General features: G+C 67.3%; 23 protein-coding genes. 14 read left to right on the plus strand and 9 right to left on the minus strand.

The window, feature by feature from the left end; genetic code table 11:
• Window positions 1–97 precede the first annotated feature (97 nt).
• Entirely contained in the window at window positions 98–400 is a 303-nt protein-coding gene (locus IEW02_RS11630) for a DUF4193 domain-containing protein (RefSeq protein WP_188544928.1), read from the plus strand.
• A 47-nt stretch (window positions 401–447) separates the two neighbouring features.
• On the opposite strand, the gene IEW02_RS11635 is transcribed toward IEW02_RS11630, so the two are convergent.
• On the minus strand, window positions 448–942 hold the full coding sequence (locus IEW02_RS11635) for a DUF3093 domain-containing protein (RefSeq protein ID WP_188544929.1): 495 nt from the start codon (window positions 940–942) through the stop codon (window positions 448–450).
• Window positions 943–975: 33 nt separating this feature from the next.
• Between IEW02_RS11635 and dut the strand changes: the two genes are divergently transcribed.
• Together dut and IEW02_RS11645 are read left to right on the plus strand one after the other, a co-directional pair.
• A complete protein-coding gene (gene dut, locus IEW02_RS11640) occupies window positions 976–1,467 on the plus strand; it encodes a dUTP diphosphatase (protein WP_371829948.1) in 492 nt (163 codons plus the stop codon).
• A gap of 2 nt (window positions 1,468–1,469) precedes the next feature.
• The gene (locus tag IEW02_RS11645) at window positions 1,470–2,234 is read left to right on the plus strand and encodes a DUF3710 domain-containing protein (RefSeq protein ID WP_188544931.1); all 765 of its coding nucleotides are present in this window, start codon (window positions 1,470–1,472) and stop codon (window positions 2,232–2,234) included.
• Here IEW02_RS11645 and IEW02_RS11650 read toward each other — a convergent pair.
• Window positions 2,211–2,912: an alpha/beta fold hydrolase gene (locus IEW02_RS11650; protein WP_188545304.1), complete on the minus strand. Its 702-nt coding sequence runs from the start codon at window positions 2,910–2,912 to the stop codon at window positions 2,211–2,213. The two genes, IEW02_RS11645 and IEW02_RS11650, sit on opposite strands and share 24 nt — an antisense overlap.
• Window positions 2,913–3,042: 130 nt before the next feature.
• Between IEW02_RS11650 and IEW02_RS11655 the strand changes: the two genes are divergently transcribed.
• Entirely contained in the window at window positions 3,043–3,429 is a 387-nt protein-coding gene (locus IEW02_RS11655; protein WP_188544932.1) for an OB-fold nucleic acid binding domain-containing protein, read from the plus strand.
• Between the two features lie 56 nt (window positions 3,430–3,485).
• A complete protein-coding gene (locus tag IEW02_RS11660; protein ID WP_188545305.1) occupies window positions 3,486–4,169 on the plus strand; it encodes a DUF3159 domain-containing protein in 684 nt (227 codons plus the stop codon).
• Here the strand turns inward: IEW02_RS11660 and IEW02_RS11665 are convergent.
• Complete coding sequence (locus IEW02_RS11665; RefSeq protein WP_188544933.1) at window positions 4,156–4,821, minus strand: potassium channel family protein; 666 nt, start codon at window positions 4,819–4,821, stop codon at window positions 4,156–4,158. The two genes, IEW02_RS11660 and IEW02_RS11665, sit on opposite strands and share 14 nt — an antisense overlap.
• 34 nt (window positions 4,822–4,855) lie before the next feature.
• A complete protein-coding gene (locus IEW02_RS11670; protein ID WP_188544934.1) occupies window positions 4,856–5,521 on the minus strand; it encodes a potassium channel family protein in 666 nt (221 codons plus the stop codon).
• Between the two features lie 147 nt (window positions 5,522–5,668).
• Between IEW02_RS11670 and IEW02_RS11675 the strand changes: the two genes are divergently transcribed.
• From IEW02_RS11675 to IEW02_RS11690, 4 genes are all read left to right on the plus strand, one after another.
• A complete protein-coding gene (locus IEW02_RS11675) occupies window positions 5,669–7,666 on the plus strand; it encodes an APC family permease (protein ID WP_188544935.1) in 1,998 nt (665 codons plus the stop codon).
• On the plus strand, window positions 7,663–8,928 hold the full coding sequence (locus IEW02_RS11680) for a class I SAM-dependent RNA methyltransferase (RefSeq protein ID WP_188544936.1): 1,266 nt from the start codon (window positions 7,663–7,665) through the stop codon (window positions 8,926–8,928). The genes IEW02_RS11675 and IEW02_RS11680 overlap by 4 nt, the downstream gene beginning before the upstream one ends.
• 334 nt (window positions 8,929–9,262) lie before the next feature.
• Window positions 9,263–10,024 (plus strand): sigma-70 family RNA polymerase sigma factor, encoded by a 762-nt coding sequence (locus IEW02_RS11685; RefSeq protein WP_188544937.1) that lies wholly within the window; start codon window positions 9,263–9,265, stop codon window positions 10,022–10,024.
• On the plus strand, window positions 10,017–10,763 hold the full coding sequence (locus tag IEW02_RS11690) for an anti-sigma factor (RefSeq protein ID WP_188544938.1): 747 nt from the start codon (window positions 10,017–10,019) through the stop codon (window positions 10,761–10,763). Before IEW02_RS11685 ends, IEW02_RS11690 begins: the two co-directional genes overlap by 8 nt.
• On the opposite strand, the gene glsA is transcribed toward IEW02_RS11690, so the two are convergent.
• Window positions 10,747–12,558, minus strand: a complete 1,812-nt coding sequence (glsA, locus tag IEW02_RS11695; RefSeq protein ID WP_188544939.1) for a glutaminase A — start codon at window positions 12,556–12,558, stop codon at window positions 10,747–10,749. The two genes, IEW02_RS11690 and glsA, sit on opposite strands and share 17 nt — an antisense overlap.
• 109 nt (window positions 12,559–12,667) lie before the next feature.
• On the opposite strand from glsA, the gene dxs reads away from it, so the two are divergent.
• Window positions 12,668–14,545, plus strand: a complete 1,878-nt coding sequence (gene dxs / locus IEW02_RS11700; RefSeq protein ID WP_188544940.1) for a 1-deoxy-D-xylulose-5-phosphate synthase — start codon at window positions 12,668–12,670, stop codon at window positions 14,543–14,545.
• A 55-nt stretch (window positions 14,546–14,600) separates the two neighbouring features.
• Here dxs and IEW02_RS11705 read toward each other — a convergent pair whose 3' ends face one another.
• From IEW02_RS11705 to IEW02_RS11720, 4 genes are all read right to left on the minus strand, one after another.
• Entirely contained in the window at window positions 14,601–16,688 is a 2,088-nt protein-coding gene (locus IEW02_RS11705; protein ID WP_188544941.1) for a 3-hydroxyacyl-CoA dehydrogenase NAD-binding domain-containing protein, read from the minus strand.
• Window positions 16,689–16,690: 2 nt separating this feature from the next.
• Window positions 16,691–17,884 carry a thiolase family protein gene (locus IEW02_RS11710; RefSeq protein WP_188544942.1) on the minus strand — a complete coding sequence of 398 codons (1,194 nt, stop codon included), beginning with the start codon at window positions 17,882–17,884 and terminating at the stop codon, window positions 16,691–16,693.
• Window positions 17,885–17,948: 64 nt separating this feature from the next.
• Entirely contained in the window at window positions 17,949–19,253 is a 1,305-nt protein-coding gene (locus IEW02_RS11715) for a ribonuclease D (RefSeq protein WP_188544943.1), read from the minus strand.
• Window positions 19,254–19,272: 19 nt separating this feature from the next.
• Window positions 19,273–19,872, minus strand: coding sequence for a DUF3000 domain-containing protein (locus tag IEW02_RS11720; RefSeq protein ID WP_188544944.1), 600 nt, complete (start codon window positions 19,870–19,872; stop codon window positions 19,273–19,275).
• 69 nt (window positions 19,873–19,941) lie between these two features.
• On the opposite strand from IEW02_RS11720, the gene hemE reads away from it, so the two are divergent.
• The 4 genes from hemE to IEW02_RS11740 are packed head-to-tail and all read left to right on the plus strand — an operon-like array spanning window position 19,942 to window position 23,823.
• Window positions 19,942–21,009 carry a uroporphyrinogen decarboxylase gene (gene hemE / locus IEW02_RS11725; protein ID WP_371829949.1) on the plus strand — a complete coding sequence of 356 codons (1,068 nt, stop codon included), beginning with the start codon at window positions 19,942–19,944 and terminating at the stop codon, window positions 21,007–21,009.
• Entirely contained in the window at window positions 21,006–22,373 is a 1,368-nt protein-coding gene (locus IEW02_RS11730) for a protoporphyrinogen oxidase (RefSeq protein WP_188544946.1), read from the plus strand. The genes hemE and IEW02_RS11730 overlap by 4 nt, the downstream gene beginning before the upstream one ends.
• A 35-nt stretch (window positions 22,374–22,408) precedes the next feature.
• On the plus strand, window positions 22,409–23,104 hold the full coding sequence (hemQ, locus tag IEW02_RS11735) for a hydrogen peroxide-dependent heme synthase (protein ID WP_188544947.1): 696 nt from the start codon (window positions 22,409–22,411) through the stop codon (window positions 23,102–23,104).
• The gene (locus IEW02_RS11740; RefSeq protein WP_229745950.1) at window positions 23,101–23,823 is read left to right on the plus strand and encodes an HAD family hydrolase; all 723 of its coding nucleotides are present in this window, start codon (window positions 23,101–23,103) and stop codon (window positions 23,821–23,823) included. The genes hemQ and IEW02_RS11740 overlap by 4 nt, the downstream gene beginning before the upstream one ends.
• Window positions 23,824–23,843 lie beyond the last annotated feature (20 nt).

A 23,843-nucleotide genomic window follows, 5' to 3' on the forward strand; every position in this document is an offset into this window, starting at 1 on the left:
GGTCGGCACCGAGTCAGAACGAACACTCCCCAGCGAGACGATCGACAGTGGGTCACGCGCGCAGCGCGCGGCCCGAGCAGGAAGGTGAAGGGGAAACATGGCAACCGATTACGACGCCCCACGGCGTACGGAAACAGACGACGTATCCGAGGATTCGCTCGAAGAGCTGAAGGCCCGGCGCAACGAGGCGCAATCCGCAGTGGTCGATGTCGACGAGACGGACACGGCGGAATCGTTCGAACTGCCCGGCGCCGACCTGTCGGGCGAAGAGCTCTCGGTGCGGGTCGTGCCGAAGCAGGCCGACGAGTTCACGTGCTCGAGCTGCTTCCTGGTACATCACCGCTCGCGCCTCGCCGAGGACAACAGCGGTGTCCTGGTGTGCAGGGACTGCGCGGCCTGAACGGTGCGAGCTGTCCGGCAGTGAAGAAAGTCAGGCAGTGAGAACCGTCAGGCAGTAGGCGGAACCAGTGCGTCCGCCACCTTCTCGGGGTGGCGGGAACTGACCAACCAGTAGGGGGTGGAGTCCTCGGGGTCGTCCAGAACGACGATCACCATCGGCTTCACCCAGGTGCGGTGTTGAACGAAGGCGGCAGGATCGAGTTGCCTTCCCAGCGCCGCACTTTTTGCGCTCGGGGGTACTACAGCGACGCGGGAGACGACGGCGACCGGCAGATGAGCCTTGCCCACGTGCAGGACCCGGCCCTCGGGCCCGTCGGTGATCTCGACGCGTGTGCGGCTCAGGTGCAGAGCGCCCCACACCGCGAACGGCACGAGTACGACGTAGGGCAGCCATGTCAGGACGCCCGGTGAGCCCATGTGCACTTCGGCCGAGAGCAGTCCGGCGACGACGAGCGCAGCCACCCAGTACCAGAGCGGCACCCACAGCCGCTCGGAGTACACGACTCTCGTCGTGGGGGCTGCTGCCAGGGATCCGTCGGTCACGTGATCCAGAGTAGAGGCAGCCGAGTAATCTCGGTGCACGTGAGTGACCTACCCCCCATTGCGATAACGCGACTCGATCCGGGTGTGCCCATGCCCGCTCGTGCCCACCACGGCGACGCCGGGGTTGACCTGACCACCACCACGGACGTGGTCATTGCACCGGGGCAGCGAGTGGTGGTGGGTACCGGCATCGCGATCGCGCTGCCGATCGGCACGGTCGGGTTGGTGCACCCCCGGTCCGGGCTCGCGGCCAAAACCGGTCTCTCCGTGGTGAATACGCCGGGCACCGTGGACGCCGGGTACCGGGGTGAGATCAAGGTGTGCCTGATCAATCACGACCTCGAGACTCCTGTCGACCTGCGGCGCGGCGATCGCATTGCGCAGCTGTTGGTGCAGCGCGTCGAATTGGTGGACTTCGTGGAGGTCGAGGCACTCGACGAAACCACCCGCGGTAGCGGCGGATACGGCTCGAGCGGCGGCCACGCACTTCTGCGGACCGTCGGAGCAGGCGAGAAGGAGAGCTGAGCATGTTCGGACGACGTAGCAAGAACGAGAGCGCGGCCACCACGGGTGACTCGGACGAGGACGTCACCGACGGTGTCGGTCGCACCGAGGACGGGCCGTTCGAACTCACCGATCTGGACGACGATCGCGAAACACTGCTGCAGGGTCGGCTGGACCTGGGATCGGTGCTGGTTCCGGTTCCGGACGGTGGTCAACTCCAGGTCGAGATGACACCCGCCGGAGCGCCGCAGGCGGTTCATCTCATGACCCAGCACGGCCGCATCACCGTCGCGGCCTTCGCCGCACCGAAGTCGCCCGGGCAGTGGCGGGACGTGGCGTCCGAGCTCGCGGACGCCCTGCGCACGGACAGCGCGTCGGTGAGCATCGAGACGGGTCCGTGGGGCCGTGAGGTACTGGCGTCCACGGTGAACGGCGACCTGCGCTTCGTCGGAGTCGACGGTTACCGCTGGATGATTCGCGGTGTCGCGACAGGGCCGGTGGGCACCGTCGACGTCGACTCGGCGCTCGCCAAGCAAATTCGTACCGTGATTCGCGGCACCGTCGTCGACCGGGGGACCGAGCCGCACCCGGTCCGCACTCCGCTCCCGATCACGTTGCCGCAGGCGCTGGCCGACCAGCTGGCGGCGGCGCACCAACAGCAGGTCGCGCAGGCGCAGGCACCCGCGACCCCTGGGCCCGCCCCCACGCAGCAGGCGCCGGCGCCGCAGCCGGACAATCCGCAGCCGCGTCGGGGTGCGTCGGGTTCAGCCATGCAGCAACTGGGCTGATCCCTTCTCGTCGGCGCCGCGCACGGCGTCGACGCACAGTCGGCCGAGCACGGACGGGTCGGTGCCGAGTCGGTCGAGGGTGAGGGTGGTCAACGCCGCGACCGGAATCTCGGCGGCCCAGTGCCGAGCGACGTCCACGGGGTGGACGGGGTCGTCCACGGCGGCGACGATGCCCACCGGAACACGGACCGTGCGCAGTACCTGCGTCGTCGGCGAGGTGTACTGCGCGGCCTCGTCGAGGGCGGCCGGGAGATCGGGCCATTGCTCGCGCCACGACCGGGACAGCATGCGCGAAAGCCACGGCGGAGACGACGCCGTCATCGCGGCGATCGCTGCCTCCAGGCCGATCGAGCGCAGCAGGTCCGCGGTGGCGTGCGCACTTGCCGCAGCCGGGGCATCGGAGCCGTCGCCCGTCCACGCGGGCAGTGCAACCAGGACTGCGGCCACCCGACCCGGATTGTCCGCGGCCCACCCGAGTGCGACGGCCGCACCGATCGACACTCCGCCCACCACGATCGGCGTGACGGCGGCCTCCGCCGCCAGGTCGAGGGCGCGGCGGTAGCCGGCCACCAGAGCGGACGGCTCCGGTCGAACCGCCGTCACAGCGGATCCGACGTTCGCGACGGCGGGGCCGAAGGCTTCTTCGACGAACCGTGCATCCGACCCTGTTCCGGGCAGAAGAATCACAGTTCGGGGTGTATCGAACAGGGGCATCGAACGATCCTGCACGGGCGGTGCCACTGGTGTGGTTGTCGGGTCCGGAGAGGACTACAGTCGAGCGCACTGTCCGAATTACCAGGAGCGCACCATGGCACCCGCTGCCGCAGGATATTTCCGCCGCATGACCCGCAAACTCACCGCCGACATCGACCAGCTCGATGCCGAGGACATGGCGGAGTCGTCGCAGGCGTCCGGAGCGCAGCGCGCGTGCGATTGCACCCGTGGCGAGGAAGCGACCATTCTCGGCCGCCTCCGCAGCGTGGAGGCGTGTTCCAAAGCAGCCAACGCCAACATCGAGGCCGAGTTGTTCGACGGGACCGACACCATCACGCTGGTGTGGATCGGCCGACGTCGTATCGCCGGTATCGAACCGGGCAAGACGGTCCTGATCAGGGGCCGCGTCGGCGAACGCGACGGGCGCAAGATCGTCTACAACCCGTATTACGAACTCCACGAGGATTCCGAGCTCTCTTGACCGAACAACGACCTTCGGGCGAGCGCGAACAGCGACCGGAGACCGTTCTCGAACAGATGGGCGGCATCGGCGGCCTCGTCTACTCGACGCTTCCCGTCATCGCCTTCGTTCCCCTCAACTCGCTGTTCGGTCTCACCGTGGCCATTTGGTCAGCTCTCGGCATCGCCGCGGCAATCCTGGTGTGGCGCTTGATCGGTCGCAATCCGATTCAGCCGGCCATCTCCGGTTTCCTGGGGGTCGGGGTGTGCGCGTTCATCGCGCATCGAACCGGAGACGCCAAGGGCTTCTTCTTGTTCGGTATCTACACCTCGCTGCTGTACGGCGGAGTTTTCCTGGTGTCGATTCTGGTTCGCTGGCCACTGGTCGGCATCATCTGGGGCGCTTTGAACGGTGGCGGAACGCAATGGCGCCGCGTGAAAGGCGCGATGCGGGCGTACGACATCGCCACGGCGGCATGGGTTCTCGTCTTCGCGGCTCGTTACGTGGTCCAGTCGCAGCTCTATGACGCCGATCGGACCGGGTGGCTCGCAGTTGCGCGCATCGCAATGGGATGGCCGCTGGCGGCATTGGCGTTCGTCGTCACGTTCTGGGCGGTGCGTCGGGCCGACTCGTTGGTGTCACCGAAAGAGGTGTCACCGAAAGAGGTGTCACCGAAAGAGGTGTCACCGAAAGAGGTGTCACCGAACGAGGTGACCGTCGGCGAGACCGAGCCGGACGCGCGACCGGTCAGCGAGCCGTGAGTCCGAGCGCCGCGCGGAGCTGATCCTCGACGTCGACCGTCGTGACGAACAGCAGTTCGTCGCCACCCTCGATCGGATCGTCCTTCTCGGGAACGATCACCCGGCCGCCACGAAGAATGGTGACGAGTGCGGCATCGCGCGGCAGATCGACCTTGCGCACAGCCTTCCCGGCCAGCGGAGTGTCGGCGGGCAGTGTGATCTCCACCAGATTTGCCTGACCCTGGCGCAGGGTCATCAACCGGACCAGGTCGCCGACCGATACCGCTTCCTCCACCAGTGAGGCCAGCATGCGCGGTGTCGAGACCGCGACGTCCACACCCCAGGCACTGTCGAACAGCCACTCGTTGCGCGGGTCGTTGACGCGCGCGACGACGCGGTTGACGCCGAACTCGGTCTTGGCCAGAAGGCTGAGCACGAGGTTCGCCTTGTCGTCACCCGTCGCTGCGATCACCACGTCGTACGTCTGCATCTCGGCGTCTTCGAGCGTGACCAGCTCGCACGCGTCGGCGAGAATCCACTCCGCATCGGCAACGGCCTCGGGATCGACGTGCTCGAGCTTGCGCTCGATCAGCAGAACGTGGTGTTTGCTGCGCAGCAACTCGCGTGCGATGGAGCGGCCCACCGCACCTGCGCCGGCAATTGCAACCCTCATCGAGATCCACCTGTCAGAAAAGCGAAGTCGGTCATCAGCTGTCCTCGGGCGGTGGATTACCCGCTGCGGCAAAGGCTTCGGCGACGGTGCCGTCCACTGCCGCGACCCACACCTCGTCGCCGGACTGCAGAACCGTCTTGCGAGTGGGCAGAACCCCGTTGCCGAATCGGATCATGAACGCCACCCGGGTACGAGTGGCGGATTCCAGGGTGCCGACACCCTTGCCGAACCATCCGTCGTGCAGTTGGAGTTGCGCGACGGCGACGTTGCCCGACGGGTCACGCCACTTCGTCGGTTCGGTGTCGTGAATGAGAGTGTGCAGGAAACGATCCGTGGTCCACGGGACGGTGGCAACCGTCGGGATGCCCAGGCGTTCGTAGACTGCCGCTCGCTTGGCGTCGTAGATACGGGCGACGACGCGTTCGACGCCGAACGTCTCGCGCGCGACGCGGGCGGAAATGATGTTCGAGTTGTCACCCGAGGACACCGCAGCAAACGCGTCGGCATTGTCGACCCCGGCGTCGATCAGCACCTGCCGGTCGAATCCCATTCCCACCACGGTGCGTCCGGGGAAATTCGGTCCGAGGCGCAGGAACGCGGTGCGGTCGCGGTCGATCACGGCAACCTCGTGTCCGATCCGGACGAGAGCTGCGGCGAGCGACGACCCGACTCGGCCACACCCCATGACGACTACGTACAACGCTGCTCCGTTCGGGGCAAGTGCGAGTGAACCTTCGAGAGTGAACGGTACAACCGTGGACGGATCCGACGAAACCGGCCGCGACTGGCCGCGGCGCTCGGCACCCGAAGCGCCCCGACCGGGCGTACACGCCTTACGCTTCCCACTGTGTCCAAGCTTTCGACGGCCACCAAGAGGCTGCTGCTGGGTAGGCCGTTCCGTAGCGACACGCTCGGACATACTCTCCTGCCCAAGCGGATCGCCCTACCGGTGTTCGCGTCCGATGCCATGTCCTCCGTCGCCTACGCGCCCGAGGAAATCTTCCTCGTGCTCTCGGTCGCCGGGATCAGCGCCTACTCGTTCAGCATCTGGATCGGTCTTGCCGTCGCGGTCGTCATGGCCGTCGTCGTCGCCAGTTACCGGCAGAACGTGCACGCGTATCCGTCCGGCGGTGGCGACTACGAAGTCGCCACGACCAACCTCGGGCCGACGGCGGGCCTGACCGTGGGCAGCGCCCTCCTGGTCGACTACGTCCTGACCGTCGCGGTGTCCATCTCGGCCGCCGCGTCCAACATCGGGTCGGCAGTGCCGTTCGTCGCGACGCACAAGGTTCTGTTCGCCGTCGCAGCCATCGTGCTGATCACGTCCATCAATCTCCGCGGTATCCGGGAATCGGGCACCGCGTTCGCTATCCCCACCTACGCCTTCATGGTCGGGATGTTCCTCATGCTGGTCTGGGGACTGGTCAAGGTGTTCGTCCTGGGCGACGACGTGTCCGCCGAATCGTCGAACTTCGAGTTGCGAGAGGACGACAGCCACCTCTACGGCATCGCCTTCGCGTTCCTGGTCGCCCGTGCGTTCTCGTCCGGTTGCGCGGCGCTGACGGGCGTGGAGGCCATCTCGAACGGCGTGCCGGCCTTCCGGAAGCCGAAGTCACGCAACGCGGCGACGACGCTGCTGCTGCTCGGAACCATCGGCATCACGCTCCTGATGGGCATCATCGTGCTGGCCGAGAAGATCGGGGTGAAGTACGCGGCGGACCCGGCGACGCAGCTCGTCGGCGCCCCCGACGGTTACCAGCAGAAGACGTTGATCGCGCAGCTGGCGGAAGCGGTGTTCGCCGGCTTCCCGATCGGCTTCTACTTCATCACCATCGTGACCGCGCTGATCCTGGTACTCGCCGCGAACACCGCCTTCAACGGATTCCCGGTGCTGGGCTCGATTCTCGCGCAGGACCGTTTCCTTCCGCGTCAGTTCCACACCCGAGGCGATCGGCTCGCGTTCAGCAACGGCATCGTGTTCCTCTCGGGGGCCGCGATCTTCTTCGTGGTGGTGTTCGGCGCCGAGGTCACCAAGCTGATCCAGCTCTACATCGTCGGGGTGTTCGTCTCGTTCACCCTGAGCCAGACCGGCATGATTCGGCACTGGACCCGGTTGCTGAAGGCCGAGACCGACCCGTCGGCCCGGCGGCAGATGATGCGATCGCGCGTGGTGAACAGCATCGGCCTCGGTATGACCGCAACCGTCCTCGTGATCGTCCTCATCACCAAGTTTGCCGCCGGTGCGTGGATCGCGATCGTGGCGATGGTCGCGATCTTCGGATTGATGAAACTGATTCGCAAGCACTACGACTCGGTGACCACGGAACTCGAGGACTTCGAATGGGACGGAGTTCTGCCCAGCCGCACCCACTCGATCGTCCTGGTGTCGAAACTGCACGGGCCTACCCAGCGCGCGCTCGCCTACGCACGTGCGAGCCGACCGGACACGCTCGAGGCCATCACCGTGAACGTGGACGAGCCGGATACTCGAAAGTTGGTGCGGGAGTGGGAGAACAGTGACGTGTCCGTGCCGTTGAAGGTGGTCGAGTCGCCGTACCGGGAGATCACGAAGCCCGTCCTGGACTACGTGAAGCGGGTGCGCCGCGACTCGCCGCGCGATGTCGTCACCGTATTCATTCCCGAGTACGTCGTGGGTCACTGGTGGGAGCAGATCCTGCACAACCAGAGCGCCCTGCGGCTCAAGAGTCGGTTGCTCTTTCAGCCGGGGGTCATGGTCACCAGCGTTCCGTGGCAGCTCAATTCGTCGGAACGAGCCAAACGCGAGCGGATCGAGAACGCCCCCGGCTCGTCGCGTCGCGGGTACGAACCGCCCGCCGGCAGGTGAGCGCCAACTGGTTCGGGGAGACCTTCGAGGTTCGGGTCGACGGTCCTGCACACGGCGGATTCTGCGTCGGGCGTCGGGACGGACGTGTCGTCTTCGTTCGGCACACGCTCCCGGGCGAACTCGTCCTGGTGCGGGTCACCGAGGATCCGGGCAAGTCGTTCTGCCGCGCGGACGCCGTCGAGGTGCTCGATCCGTCACCCGACCGGATTCCGGCGCGCTGCCCCATCTCGGGACCCGGCGCATCCGGGTGCTGCGACTTCTCGCACGTGACTCCTGGCGCGCTGCGTGTCATCAAGTCCACGGTGGTCCGCGAACAACTGGCAAAGATCGCACAGATCGACCGTGAGGTGACGGTGGAAGCGCTGCCCGGCCGCGACGACGGCACCCAGTGGCGCAGCCGCGTACGACTCGCGGTCGACGACACCGGCCGCGCGGGCTTCCACCGGTTTCGGAGCTCGCGCCTCGTCACCGACCTCCGGTGTCCCCAGGTCGTGCCGGGGCTCTACGACGAGCTCGGGGACGCGTCCTGGCGTCCGGACTCCGAACTGCACGTGGTGGTCGATTCGACCGGGACAAGGCACGTCGTCGAGTCCTCCGCCGCACAGAGCCGGACCGCGCGCACCGACCGTGGTCGTCGCGGCGCTGCCGCCCGTCGTGCCGGCGCGTCGGGTCCGAGGCGCCACCGTGTCCTGGAGGGAACCGGACGGCCCGTCGAGCGGGTGGGCGCGCGGGACTGGGAACTCGACGCGACCGGTTTCTGGCAGGCACACACCGGCGCGGCCGATCGGTACAGCGACGTGGTCCGGAATTGGTCCGGGGCGCTGTCGGGGGCGACTGCGTGGGATCTGTACTGCGGGGTCGGGGTGTTCGCGTCCGTCCTGGCCGACCAGGTCGGGCCGCATGGATCGGTGGTCGGCGCGGAATTCTCGCGGCAGGCGGTCGTCGACGGTCGAGCGGCGTTGGACGATCTGCCGCAGGTGTCGCTGTATTCGGGTCGGGTCGAGCGGATGTTCGATCGGTTGCCGTCGAACCCGTCCGTGGTCGTGCTCGACCCACCTCGATCGGGCGCCGGGCGTGACGTGGTGGCCGGGGTCTCGGCGGCCGGAGCGGGCGCGCTCGTGCACATCGGGTGTGATCCCGCCGCATTCGCGCGCGACGCCGGTCTGTACGAGCAGGCCGGCTACCGGTTGACCGAACTGCGGGCGTTCGACGCGTTTCCGCTGACCCACCATGTCGAGGTGATCGGGCTGTTCACGCGGTAGTCGTGAATCACGGCGCCGCGCTGCTGCATCCGGCGGGCACCGCAGGAACACCGTTCGTAGCTCACCGCGCCTTCGCTGGTGCGGTGGGTGGATTCCGTGGTCCAGGAGTGCAGGCAGCTGATCGTCGAGGTCATGTCCGTCAGTATTCGGTAATGGTCTTGTACGGCTCAACCCTTACAGAAGTTCCGAAAACGGGCGCGGGGACCGATACGCGGGCACAATCCATCTCGGGGTACAGCGGCGCCGAATGCGGAGCACAGCGACACGCGCGCCGAATGGGCGGTTCACGTGCGAAGACGCCCGTAATTGACGGAGGTGTGCAGGTGCAGCTCCGATGAGCACTACTCTCATGATCGATGAACGCGACCACGACCTGTGTCTCCGGGAGGTACACCCGGTGAGCACCGACAACTGGGACCACGGGGCCCGGACCGATGCGGGTCGGCACCGTGCGGACGAGCGGGCGGCAGCGCCTGCTGCCGCGCCGGCCGATCCCACCTGTCCGGTTCCCGACACCGGTCTCGCCGCGCAACGCAGCGCCGAGACCGACCAGTTGCGGACGCTGCTTCTCGCCACCGGTCGTTCGGACCGGACTGCGTTCTCGCAGCTCTACGACCTCACGTCGGCGCGGGTCTACGGCATGGTTCTGCGGGTTCTCCGCGACCCGGGTTTCAGCGAGGAGACGACGCAGGAGGTGTTCCTGCAGATCTGGAAGACCGCCGAGCGGTACGACCCGGCGCAGGGCTCGCCGCTCGCCTGGATGATGACTCTCGCGCACAGGCGCGCGGTGGACCGGGTGCGCTCGGAACAATCCGGCACCGACCGTGAAGCGCTCTACGGTTCCTCCACGCACAGCCCCGCCCACGACGAAGTGCTCGAGTCGGTCACGCAGACGCTCGAATCCGAGGCGGTCGTGCGGTGCCTGGACACGTTGACGTCCACGCAGCGCGAGTCCGTGCAGATGGCCTACTACAGCGGATGGACCTACCGCGAGGTGGCCGAACGCCTCGGAGTCGCCGTTCCGACGGTCAAGTCTCGAATACGGGATGGACTGATCAAACTGAAGACGTGTCTGGGGGTGAACCGAGATGACTGACGACAGCTACGTCGACCTGGCCGACCTGGCCCACCCGTACGCGTTCGACGCGGTGGACGCCGCCGAGCGCGCGCAGATCGAGGCGAGCCTGCGTACCGCCGACGCGTCCGTGCGCGCGGACTTCCATGCAACCGTCCGCGACGCCCACGAGACCCTCGCGGTCACCTCGGCGGCCACTGCGATCGCGCCGCCTCCCGCGTTGCGCGCGCGCATCCTCGACGCGATCGGGGACACGACGCAGGAAACCGCTTCCGTGACGTCCCTTGCGGACCATCGCGCGCGACGGGCGTCTCGATTGCGCGTCGTTGCGGCTGCCGCTGCAATCGTGGCAGTCGTCGGTGTCGGGGGCGTCGTCGTCTCCAGCCAGTTGCGCGACAGCCCATCCGAGACGCCGACGTCTCAGGTCCTCGCGGCCGACGACGTGCGCACGTCGACCGCGAACGTCACCGGCGGCGGAACGGCGACAGTGAAATGGTCGCGCACGGCGAACGCAGCCGTCGTGACCTTCGACGGTCTCGCGTCGCCGGGCCCCGACCGCGTGTTCGAGTTGTGGCTCATCGAGGGCAATTCCGACCCGCGCTCGGTCGGCCTAGTGCCGCCTGATTCGGCGAATCCCGATGCGCCGCAACTGATCACGGGCCTCGGTCAGGCCGGCACCTTCGCCGTGTCGGTCGAGCCGAACGGTGGGTCGCCCGCGCCGACGACCACTCCGATCACCGCGGTCACACTGGACGTCTGAGCGAGCGAATGATCGATTCGGCCTGCATGTAAGCGCTCTCGAGCAGCGTTTCGAGCAGGTCGAGTTTCGCCGCCGGGTCCGCTTCGGTCAGCGAATCGAAGCGTGCCATGGTCATCAGAGCGATCGTGACGGGCGCTTCGGCGCGCACCTCGACGAGAAACTGCGAGCGCTGCATCATCGGCATCTCGCCGAAGGACATACCTGGCCCGAGCGTCGACACCGGCACCGTGCGGCCGGCCGGGTCGGGCGCGGCAATCACCACGCGGCCCTCGAGAATCAGTGCCAGACCGAGGGCGTGGTCGCCTGGCGCCGCGATCATGTCACCGCGCCCGAAGTGCCGGAGCTCGAACGCCTCCCTGATCACTGCCCGGTGCTTTTCGGCGATGGCCTCCAGCACCGGATGAGTGTCGAGCGTGACACGTGTCGGCTGCCGCGGACCGGTGCACCATCGGTCCAGAACCAATTCCTCGGCCCATTGGCTGGCCGCATTCACGGTGGTGAACACTCGCTCGCCGTCGGACCCGGAGATGGACGACGTCGTGTGGCCGAGCGAGCTGTTCGGGTCGACGAGCGCGGTGGCACACCCGTCCGATCGCAGACCCTTCATCATGTCGTCGAGCATCGTGCGGGCCACGCCGCTCACCTCGTCGACCCGTCGCATGTCGAGGACCACGGCGTCGAGGTCCGTACCCGAGGTGCCGACGGCGCGAACGACGCTCTCGGCCGCCGAGAACAGCATGTCCCCGTGCAGTTCGAGAATGCGGACCCGCGACGCCCTCTCCTCCAGGGTGTCCTGCTCGCTCGTGCTCCGACGTCGCCGCGACGGTGCGTCGTGCAAGGTGTAGTCGGCCCGGACCGCCGACCGCGCCGCGCGCCCGACGTGGAGAAAGTGCAGTTCGAGTCGACGCGACAGCTCACGGCACGCCAACACTCCCCGCACACTGTTCCCGTGCTGATCGAGCCTGGGGGAGTACACCGCGATCCCGAGCTGGCCCGGGAGGACCGCCAGAATCGAGCCACCCACGCCGCTCTTGGCGGGCAGGCCGACACGGGCGACCCAGTCACCGGCACCGTCGTACATTCCGCACGTCGTCATCACGCTGAGCACTCGTTCGACGAGCGCGGGCGCCGCGGCCCTGCTGCGCGTGATCGGGTTGACGCCGTTGTTGGCCATCGTGGCGGCCATCACCCCGAGATCGCGGCACGTCACGTCGATCGAGCACTGCCGGAAGTACAGGTCCACGACGTCGTCCGGATCGGTGTCGACGATGTCGAACGAGCGCAACATGTGCCCGATGGCCCGATTGCGGTGTCCGGTGCGGGCTTCCGAGCGGTACACCTGTTCGTTCATCGTGAGCTCTCGCCCGGCGTACCGCGAGTAGGTGTCGCGAATGCGGTCGAACTTGTCCTGATGTGATCGTCCGTGCACCAACGACACCGAGGTGATCGCACCTGCGTTGATCATCGGGTTGCGCGGGCGTTCGGTCACCGGGTCGAGACTGATCTCGTTGAACGGTTCGCCCGACGGTTCGACGTCGATCTTCGCACCGACAGCGTCCTCACCGTTGTCGGCGAGCGCCAGTGCGTACGTGAACGGTTTCGACACCGACTGAATCGTGAATTCGGTTCCGGTGTCACCGACCTCGTAGACGTACCCGTCCGCAGTGGCCACCACGATGCCGAAGGCGTCGGGGTCGACTGCGGCAAGTTCCGGTATGTAGTCGGCCACGCCCCCGGAGGTGTCGGCTACGAATTGTGAGTGCACCTCACGCAGCATGTCGTTCACCACGTTCATGTCTGGAACCCGATCATGGAGGTAACCCTAGTTTCGGGTGACACGTAGACTTGCACGAACCTGACCACCCGCGATTGCGGTGTGGTCGAACTTGGAGGGAGCGATCTCGGTGGGTGTTCTTCACCGCATACAGACGCCTGGCGATCTGCGTGACCTCGACCAGTCGGAACTGTCCGAGCTGGCGAAGGAGATCAGGGCTTTTCTCGTCGAGAAGGTGTCGGCCACCGGCGGCCACCTCGGCCCCAATCTCGGTGTCGTCGAGTTGACCCTCGCGATTCACCGCATCTTCGAATCGCCGAACGACCCCGTCATCTGGGACACCGGGCACCAGGCCTACGTGCACAAGATGGTGACCGGCCGAGTCGACTTGTTCGAGTCGCTGCGCAAAGAGGGCGGGCTGTCCGGATACCCGTCGCGGGCCGAGAGCGAGCACGACTGGGTGGAGTCCTCGCACGCGTCCGCGTCGCTCTCGTACGCCGACGGACTGGCGAAAGCCTTCGAACTGACCGGACAGAATCGGCACGTGGTCGCGGTCGTGGGCGACGGCGCACTCACCGGCGGTATGTGCTGGGAGGCGCTGAACAACATCGCCGCCGGAAAGAACCGCTCGCTGGTCATCGTCGTCAACGACAACGGCCGGTCGTACTCGCCGACCATCGGCGGTCTGGCCGACCATCTTGCCGCGCTGCGTCTGCAGCCGGGTTACGAGCGTGTCCTGGACACCAGCAGGCGTCTGGTCAAGCGTCTGCCCGTCGTCGGCACGCCCGCGTACCTGATGCTGCACGGCATGAAGGCCGGCCTCAAGGACGCGGTGAGCCCCCAGGTCATGTTCACCGACCTCGGGATCAAGTACCTCGGACCCGTCGACGGTCACGACGAGCGTGCTCTCGAATCCGCGCTGCGCCGGGCCAAGGACTTCGGCGGCCCGGTGATCGTCCACGCGGTCACGCGTAAGGGCATGGGCTACTCGTACGCCGAGAACGACGTCGCCGACCAGATGCACTCCACCGGCATCATCGACCCGTTGACCGGGCTCGCGAAATCGAAGTCCAAGCCGGACTGGACGTCGGTGTTCTCCGCAGAACTCATCGAGCAGGCGAAGACCCGCGACGACGTCGTGGCGATCACCGCAGCCATGGCCGGGCCTACCGGTCTGGCTGCGTTCGGGGAGGCGTACCCCGGCCGCATGTTCGACGTGGGAATTGCCGAGCAGCACGCCATGACCTCCGCCGCAGGCCTCGCGTTGGGCGGGTTGCACCCCGTCGTCGCCGTCTACTCGACCTTCCTCAACCGCGCGTTCGACCAGTTGTTGATGGACGTGTCGCTGCTGAAGTTGCCGGTCACGGTCGTGCTCGACCGAGCCGGTGTCACCGGGTCGGACGGCGCGAGCCACAACGGTATGTGGGACATGTCGCTGCTCGGCATCGTTCCCAACATGCGCGTAGCCGCTCCTCGTGACGGTGCCACGTTGCGGGAGGAACTCGGCGAGGCGCTCGCGGTGTCCGATGGTCCGACAGCTATCCGGTTTCCCAAAGGCGCAGTCTGCGAAGACATCACGGCCGTTCACCGGTTGGACGGTGTGCTCGACGTGTTGCTCGAAGCACCGGAGTCCTCGCGGGACGTCCTCGTCGTCTCGATCGGTTCGTTCGCCGGGATGGCGCTCCAGACCGCCGAACTTCTCCGCGCGCGGGGTGTCTCGGCCACGGTCGTCGATCCCCGGTGGGTGCTTCCGGTTCCCGAGTCCTTGGTCAAGCTCGCCGAGGAGTATCGACTGGTGGTGACACTCGAGGACAGCGGCCTGCACGGTGGCATCGGTTCTTCCGTGTCCGCCACGATGCGCGCCGCGGGTCTCGACGTTCCTTGCCGCGATCTCGGTGTGCCGCAACGTTTTCTCGATCACGCGAGCCGCGAGAGCATTCACTCGGAGCTCGAACTGACCCCGCAGGACATCTCCCGCCGCATTCTCGGCTGGATCGGCGAGCACTAGTCGCACACCACGAACAACGCGGGCCCCCTCCTTCCGGAAGGGGCCCGCGTGCGTTCTAGTGGAACTTGGTGCCGTTGACCGCGTCCGACGTTCCGGTGCGGTCCAGGTACGGGGTGATGCCGCCGTTCCAGAATCCGAACCCACCACCGAGGATGAGGCAGAGGTCGATGTCCTCCGGTGCGGCGACCACGCCTTCGTCCAGCATGATCTCGATCTCCTCCGCGAACGCGCGGCGGGTGCGATCGAGCACCTGCTCCGCTGTCGAGGGCTGATCGCCCTGCGGCCACAGATCGGCCACCTCGGGGTCGACGGTCTTGGTGCCGTCGGCGCCGTAGGTCCAGATGGCCGATTTCTTCGCCGCCACGAGCGCCTGCAGACCGGGGGAGTCGTGGAACCGCTCCGGGTAGTACTCGGCCATCGTTTCGCCCGTGTGCAGCGCAACCGCGGGACCGACGAGCGAGAGCAACGTGAGTGGGCTCATCGGCATACCCAACTCGGTGATGGCGTTGTCCGCCACATCGAAGGGGGTGCCCTCGTCGATCGCGTTCATGACCTCACCGAGCGCGCGGGTCAGCAGCCGGTTGAACACGAACCCGGGTTTGTCGGCGATCAGCACCGCCGACTTCTTGAGCGACTTGGCGGTGGCGAATGCCGTTGCGAGAGTAGCGTCGTCGGTCTTGTCACCCTTGACGATCTCGAGAAGCGGGAGCACGGCGACCGGATTGAAGAAGTGGAAACCCACGACCCGCTCCGGGTGTTTCAGGTCCGCCGACATCTTGCCGATCGACAGAGACGAGGTGTTGGTCGCCAGAATCGTCTCGGGCGAGACGAACTCCTCGAGTTCTGCGAACACCTTCTTCTTGACGTCGAGGTTCTCGAAGACGGCTTCGATGACCCAGTCGGTTCTGGCGAACGCGGCCTTGTCCAGCGAGCCACTGACGAGTGCTTTGAGGCGGTTGGCTGCGTCGGGAGACAGGCGCTTCTTGCCTTGGAGTTTGTCGATCTCGGCGTGGACGTAACCCACGCCCTTGTCGATGCGTTCCTGGTCGATGTCGGTAAGGATGACCGGCACCTTCAGCTGCCGCACGAACAGCAGGGCGAGCTGACTCGCCATCAGTCCCGCACCGACGATGCCGACGCCGGTCACCTTGCGCGCCAACGACTTGTCCGGCGCACCGGCGGGACGCTTGGCCCGCTTCTGCACCAGATCGAACGAGTACAGACCGGCACGCAACTCGTCGGACATCAGCAGCGTGGCGAGTGCTTCGTCCTCGGCGGCGAACGCGGCGTCGAGCGACGCCCGGTCGGTGATGTCGACGTTCTTGGCGGATTTCAGTAGTTCGACGGCGGCGACGGGCCCCGGTGCGAAACCGCCGGTCTTGCCGGCCACGATCGCCGAAGCACGGGCGACGGCGTCGTCCCAGGCTTTCCCACGGTCGATCTCCGGGCGGGCAGGGATGACGTCGCCGTTCACGACTTTCGCCAACCACGCCAGTGACTGTTCGAGGTAGTCCGCGCCGTCGAAGACTTCGTCGACGATTCCGAGATCCTTCGCCTGCGCCGGCTTCAGCATCTTGTTCTGGTTCAGCGAGTTCTCGATGACGACCGTCACGGCGTTGGACGCCCCGACGAGGTTGGGCAGCAATTGTGTTCCGCCCCAACCGGGTACGAGACCGAGAAACGCTTCGGGCAGACCGAGCGCAGCAGCGTTGGACGCCACGGTGCGGTAATGGCAGTGCAGCGCGATCTCCAGACCGCCGCCGAGCGCCGCGCCGTTCACGAAGGCGAACGTCGGGATCTCGGATTCGCGCAGCCGGCGGAACACGCGGTGACCGAGCGAACCGATCTGCAGCGCATCGTCTTTAGAGGTGATGTTGGGAACACCGTTGAGGTCGGCACCGACGGCGAAGACGAACGGCTTGCCCGTGACTGCGATGGCCACCGGGTGTGCGGCGAATGCCTCGTCGAGTGCCGCGTCGAGGGCGGTGAGTCCGCCTGGTCCGAAGGTGGACGGCTTGGTGTGGTCGAACCCGTTGTCGAGCGTCACCAGGGCCACGGAGCCCTGGAGGCCGGGGACGGAGAAGACTGTGGTGTACGCGTTCGTGACGACTTCGTCGGCGAAGGCGGTGGCGATGTCGGCCATGATCACTTTGTCCCGTCGTAGATTGGGTTTTCCCACACGACCGTGCCGCCCATTCCGAGGCCGATGCACATCGTGGTGAGCCCGTACCGAACGTCCGGGCGCTGGGCGAACTGGCGGCTCAGCTGGGTCATCAGGCGCACACCCGACGACGCGAGAGGGTGTCCACACGCGATGGCGCCGCCCCACTGGTTGACGCGGGGATCGTCGTCGTCGATTCCGAAGTGCTCGAGGAACGCCAGAACCTGAACGGCGAAGGCCTCGTTGATCTCGAACAGGCCGATGTCGTCGATGCTCAATCCGGTACGTCCGAAGAGCTTTTCGGTGGCCGGAACCGGCCCGATGCCCATCACGGCGGGGTCGACGCCGGCGAAGGAGAAGCCGACCATGCGCATGCCCACGGGCAGGCCGAGTTCGGCCGCGGTGTCCTCACCGGCGAGCAGGGCTGCAGTGGCACCGTCGTTGAGTCCGGCGGCGTTGCCGGCGGTGACGCGACCGGCGGGGCGGAACGGAGTCTTCAGCTTTGCGAGGTCTTCGACGGTGGTGCCCGGGCGAGGCGGTTCGTCCTCGGTGGCAAGGCCCCAACCGGCAGCGGACTTGGTGGCGACGGGGACGAGGGTGTCGGCGATGAAGCCGGCCTTCTTCGCCGCGTCGTACTTGTCCTGGCTGCCCACGGCATACGCGTCCGTGCGGTCTTTGGTGATGGACGGGAACCGGTCGTGCAGGTTCTCCGCGGTGTTGCCCATGACGAGTGCGCTGGGGTCGACGAGACGATCGGCGAGGAAGCGCGGGTTGGGGTCGACGCCCTCGCCCATCGGGTGGTGGCCCATGTGCTCGACACCGCCGGCGATGACGACGTCGTACTGACCGAAACCGATGCCGGACGCGGTGGTCGTCACGGACGTCATGGCCCCGGCGCACATGCGGTCGATGGCGAAGCCGGGGACGCTGCGCGGCAGACCGGCCAGCATGGCGGCGGTACGGCCGATCGTCAGACCCTGATCACCGGTCTGTGTGGTGGCGGCGACCGCGACTTCGTCGACGCGCTCGGGAGGGAGCTGCGGGTTGCGGCGGAGCAGTTCGCGAATGGCCTTCACGACGAGATCGTCGGCGCGAGTCTCGGCGTAGATGCCCTTGGGTCCGGCCTTGCCGAACGGTGTTCTGATGCCGTCGACGAACACGACGCTTCTCGGGGACATGCTTCCTCCGGGCTGGGCTGTTGCGTACCGGACGGGGGTCCGGACACGCACACTCTAAACCCTATTACTCGTCGGTAACATTCGGGTCGGGGGCAGGAATCTCCGCGCTGATCAGAGCTGCGGCCAGCACGGGAACGGTCAGCGTGCGCTGCCACGGGCGCGCGCCACCCTCGGTGAGAAAGCGATCCACGGCGTCCGCAACGGTGCCGTCCTCACGCGGCGTCCAGTCCCAGCAGAGGCGTCGGACCAGATCGGGGGTGAGTAGGTTCTCGAGCGGGACCGAGACCTCGGTACTCAACTCGGTCAGTCCCGCGCGTGCGGCCGTGAGGCGCGCTGCCGCCTCGGGGTTACGGCGGGACCACCTGCTGACCGGGGGCGGTCCGGTGAACGGCTGCGAGACCGGTGGCAGGTCGCCGTCGCCGAGCGTGCGGGCCCGTTCCAACGCGCCGAGCCAGACTGCCGACGAGCGCCGCTGGCGCGGGCCGCCGAAGACCGGCAGGGTGCGTAGATCGTTCATCGTCGTCGGGTCCTTCTGAGCCGCAGCGACGATTGCCGAATCGGGAAGGATGCGGCTCGGTGCGATGTCGCGGCGCTGCGCGATCTCGTCGCGCGTCGTCCACAACTCGCGTACCGCGCCCAAGGTGCGTGCGGACTTCACGGCGTGAATACCGGACGTGCGCCGCCACCGATCCGGCTTGGGCGGCGGCGGTCCGGCGAGCCGAATGTGTTCGAACTCCTCCGCAGCCCAGCCGGACTTGCCCTGCGCCTCGAGTTCGGCCGCCATCGCGTCACGCAATTCGACCAGCACCTCGACGTCGAGTGCCGCGTAGTTGAGCCATGTGTCGGGAAGAGGACGAGTGGACCAGTCCGCTGCGCCGTGTCCCTTCTGCAGGGCCAATCCCAGTGTGCGCTCGACGATCGCGGCCAGACCCACGCGCTCGAAGCCCGCCAGGCGTCCGGCCAGTTCGGTGTCGTAGAGCACGGCGGGCCGCATCCCGAGTTCGGCCAGACCGGGCAGGTCCTGGTCGGCGGAATGGAGAACCCACTCGAGGGGATTGACGACCTCGGCGAGAGGCTGCAGACCGGCAACGCCCGCGGCCTCGACGATCGGAATCGGGTCGAGCAGTACCGTGCCGGCACCCTTGCGGCGGAACTGGATCAGGTATGCGCGGGCGGAGTATCGAAACCCGGATGCGCGTTCGGCATCGACGGCGAGCGGGCCGGTTCCGGCCGCCAACAACTCTGCAGCACGGACCACCGACTCGACTGTGTCGGTGAGGGGTGGAACCCCGTCCGCGGGGGCGAGGAGTGGTTCCGCGGTACTTTCGGGCACCTCGTCGGGTTCGGCGGCTACCGGTTGGTCGGACATAAAGGTCGACTTTATGCGGTCAGTCGACGCTGTCGGTGCGTGAGTCCAGGCGGGTGATTCCAGCGGGCGGCAATCCGGCCGCGTACGCGAGTACTTCACCGAACGCTTCGACGTGCACGGCCAACTCACCGGTCAGCGCCGTCCAGGACGCGCGCAGTTCGAGTTGGTGCGCGCGCGCCGGTCCGGCAATGTCACCGAACCGGACCGAACTGGTCGAGGTGATGGTGCCGCCGAGCGCCGTCAACGGCTCGTCGCGAGTCTGGAAGGCCTCCACCAGCCAGCTCCACGCCACCTCGGGAAGCAGGGGATCGGAGGCGAGGGAGGCGTCGACGTCGGCCTGGATGTACGCCACCAGTCGCATGGTGCCGTTCCATGCCTCGTCGCCGTCCGGGTCGTACAGCAGGATGAGACGACCGAAGGCGTCACCGTCGGACTGCTCGGCGACGAGGTCGGTTTCCGGGTGTCGCACCTCGGCGCCGATCGCGTAGCTGAACGGAGCCAGGCGCTGGGGCGGGCGGATGGGACCGACCTCGATGTCCGGGTGCACCGTCGCCCGGTGCATCGCATCGATCGCAGCGCGGAAAACCGCGGGCTCGGCGGCGGATACGGGCGTGGTCACAACTGCGGACGCTATCGTCGCCCGCGGCCGACGCGTCGGAGGCGCGCCGCACCGCCCGTGGCAGCATGGATGTCGATGAGCACCGACCTGACTCCGCGCCGCCTCCTTCCCGATGCCCCGTTCCTCGCGGCGGCGACCGGACGGATTCCCAGCCGGCGGCCCGTGTGGTTTCAGCGGCAGGCCGGCCGGTCGCTACCCGAGTACCGCAAGGTGCGCGCAGGCATCGCGATGCTGGATTCCTGCTTCGATGCCGAACTGGTCTGCGAGATCACCATGCAGCCGGTTCGGCGTCACGGTGTGGACGCCGCGATCCTGTTCTCCGACATCGTCGTTCCTCTCAAGGCGGCGGGCGTCGATCTGGACATCGTTCCCGGCACCGGGCCGGTGATCGCGAACCCGGTTCGGTCCGTTGCCGACGTGAAGGCCCTCCCACGCCTGCTTCCCGAGCAGGTCGGCGCCGTATCCCGCGGTATCGGACTGCTCGTCGACGAGTTGGGCGAGGTGCCCCTGATCGGCTTCGCCGGTGCGCCGTTCACGCTCGCGTCCTACCTCGTCGAGGGCGGCCCGAGTCGCAACCACGAACGCACCAAGGCGATGATGCACTCCGACCCGACGACGTGGCACGCGTTGCTCGGTTCGCTGGCCGATCTGACGATCACGTTCCTGCAGGCTCAGCTTCGCGCCGGTGTCGATGCAGTGCAGCTGTTCGACTCGTGGGCGGGCTTTCTCTCGCTCGCCGAGTACCGCGAATTCGTGCTTCCGCACTCGACGCGCGTGTTCGCCGAGGTCGCCGGAGCAGGGGTGCCGCGCGCCCACTTCGGGGTGGGCACGGGCGAGCTGCTCGGCGCCATGGGCGAGGCCGGCGCGGACGTCGTCGGTGTGGACTGGCGCATCCCACTCGACGTGGCGGCCGAACGGGTCGGACCGGGGACTGCGCTGCAGGGCAACCTCGATCCGTCCGTCCTCTTCGCCGGATCGGCTGCCGTCGAGAAGCAGGTCCGGCGCATCGTCGCCGAAGCCGACGTAGCACTGGCGGGCAACGCCACCGGGCACATCTTCAACCTCGGGCACGGCGTTCTTCCCGAGACGGATCCAGCGATACTGACAGCAGTGGTGGAGCTGGTGCATTCGCTGTGAAAATAGCCGTGGTCGGCGCCGGAATCACCGGTCTCGTTGCGGCTTACCGACTTCGGCTCGCCCTCGGTCCCGACGCGGAGATCGTGGTCGCGGACGCCGGCGATCGTGTCGGCGGCAAACTGCATTCCGCTCGACTGACGTCGGGCATGGTCGACGTCGGGGCCGAGGCCTTCGTGTCCCGGCGTCCGGAAGTCCCGGCTCTGTTGTCCGAGCTCGGACTGGCGGATCAACTGGTCCGCCCGTCGGGAGCGCGTCCGCTCATCAGGTCCGGCGGCGCACTGCATCCACTCCCCGTCGGCACGCTCATGGGCATCCCGGCGACGGCCGATTCCGTCCGCGGGCTCGTCGACGACGCCACCTACCGGCAGATCGCCACCGAGGCGACCCGACCGCTGCACTGGACCCGCGGTGACGACCTCTCCGTCGGGGAACTCGTGTCCGCACGCTTCGGCAGCCAGGTGGTGGCACGAAGCGTCGATCCCCTTCTCGGCGGGGTGTACTCCGGCCTCGCCTCGTCGATCGGAGTCCGGGCCGCGGTGCCGCCACTGGCCGCCGCGCTCGACGCAGGAGCGGCGTCTCTCACGCACGCGGTCACGGCTGCTCTGCCCCTTCCCGTGCCGGGGCCGGTGTTCGGGGGCATCCGCGACGGCTACGGCGTTCTGCTGCGGGCGCTCGTCGAAGCGGCCGGGGCCACCGTGCTCACCGGAACGTCGGTGGGCGTGATCGAGCGGGCGTCGACGGGGTGGACGGTGAACCCGATCGGGCCTGTGGACGGTGTCGTGGTCTGCACCCCCGCGCCCGAAGCGGCTCGTGTGATCGGATCCGTCGTCCCGGCAGCAGCTTCGGAGCTGGCGCAGATTCGCCTCGCATCCTCGGTGCTCGTCGCTCTGGCGTTCGACGATGTCGAGCTGCCGAACAACTCGGGAGTGCTCGTCGCGACGGGTGAACCGGGAGACGACGGAAAACCGTTGCGCGCGAAAGCATTCACCTTGTCCTCCCGAAAGTGGCCGCACCTGGCCGATCGTGGCGTTCCGCTGGTGCGGTGCTCGTTCGGGCGCTTCGGCGACGACGCCATCGTCGAGATGGCCGACGCCGACCTCGTTGCGACCGCCCGCGAGGATCTGGGCACCGTGCTCGGCGTCACCGCGGCGCCGACGGACACCGTGGTCCAGCGATGGCGCGGGGGACTGCCGCAGTACGCACCCGGTCACACCGAACGGGTGCGCGCCATCGTCGAGGCAGTCGACGCGTCGCCCGGGATCGAGGTGGCCGGGGCCTATCTCCACGGCGTCGGTGTTCCGGCCTGCATCGCGTCGGGGACCCGAGCGGCGCAGCGGCTGGCCGAGGCGCTCGCGGAGCAGTAGGCCCGTGGGCCATAGCCCCGTGGAACAATAGGACCATGGCACGTCTGGATTACTCCGCACTGAACTCCACCCTCCGTTACCTGATGTTCTCGGTCTTCAAGGTCACGCCCGGCGTCCTCGGGGACGATCGTGAGGCAGCGATCAAGGAGGCACGAGCATTCTTCGACGGCCTCGAAGACAATGGCGTCGTCGTTCGAGGTCTCTACGACGTCGCCGGCCTGCGAGCCGACGCCGACTTCATGATCTGGACCCACGCGGAGCGCATCGAAGACTTGCAGGCGGCGTACCACGACTTTCGCCGCACGACTGCGTTGGGCAAGGCAAGCACGTCGGTATGGAGCAACGCTGCACTTCACCGTCCGGCCGAGTTCAACAAGTCGCACGTACCAGCGTTCATCGCCGGCGAGGACCCCGGCGACTACATCTGCGTCTACCCGTTCGTGCGGTCCATCGACTGGTACCTACTGCCGGACGACGAGCGTCGCACCATGCTCGCCGACCACGGCAAGGCGGCGCGCGGATACAAGGACGTTCGCGCCAACACGGTGCCGGCGTTCGCACTCGGCGACTACGAATGGATCCTCGCGTTCGAGGCTCCCGAGCTCGATCGCATCGTCGATCTGATGCGCGATCTGCGGGCCACGGAGGCGCGTCGCCATGTGCGCGAAGAGATTCCGTTCTTCACCGGCCCCCGCGTCGAGGTCGAGAAGCTCGTGAGCCAGCTGCCGTGACCGCGCCCGCTGAATCCCGACCGGCCTCCGGCCTGCCCGCTGCCGTCCTGTTCGACTACTCGGGAACGCTGTTCCGCCTCGAAGAGGACGACACGTGGTTCGTCGACCTGCGTGTGGGGGATGACGAGCGAGTCGACGGGCACCTGCAGGCAGAACTGATGCGCCGCATGACCACTCCGGTCGGTGCTGTCGTCGAACTCGACGAGGACGGGAAGCATGCGTGGGAGAACCGGGATCTCGATCCCGCGATGCATCGCGCCGCCTACTTGGCGGTGCTGGAGGCCTCGGGCGTCCGGCGCCGTGAGCACGCCGAGTCCCTGTACGACCGCGTGACCGACCCGACGTCGTGGACCCCGTACCCGGACACGGGTGCGGTGTTGAAAGGGTTGTCGGAGTTGGGTATTCCCGTCGCCATCGTGAGCAACATCGCGTTCGACGTGCGCCCCGTCTTCGAGAAGCTCGACTTCGACCGATACGTCACCGAGTACGTGCTGTCGTACGAAGTCGGCGCCATCAAACCGAACGCCGAGATCTTCGACGTCGCGTTGACCCGCGTCGGGGTACCCGGCGAGCGTGCGCTGATGGTCGGCGACAGCGACGAGGCGGACGGCGGCGCCCGCGCTCTGGGTGCTGCGTTCGCACTGGTCGAGCCCTTGCCCACCGCCGACCGCCCCGTTGCGCTGCTGGAGGCGGTGCGCGCACACGGAATCGAGCTGTGAGCAGCGAACACTCGGCCCCT

It is taken from the genome of Rhodococcoides trifolii, from assembly GCF_014635345.1.
Taxonomy (GTDB): domain Bacteria; phylum Actinomycetota; class Actinomycetes; order Mycobacteriales; family Mycobacteriaceae; genus Rhodococcoides; species Rhodococcoides trifolii.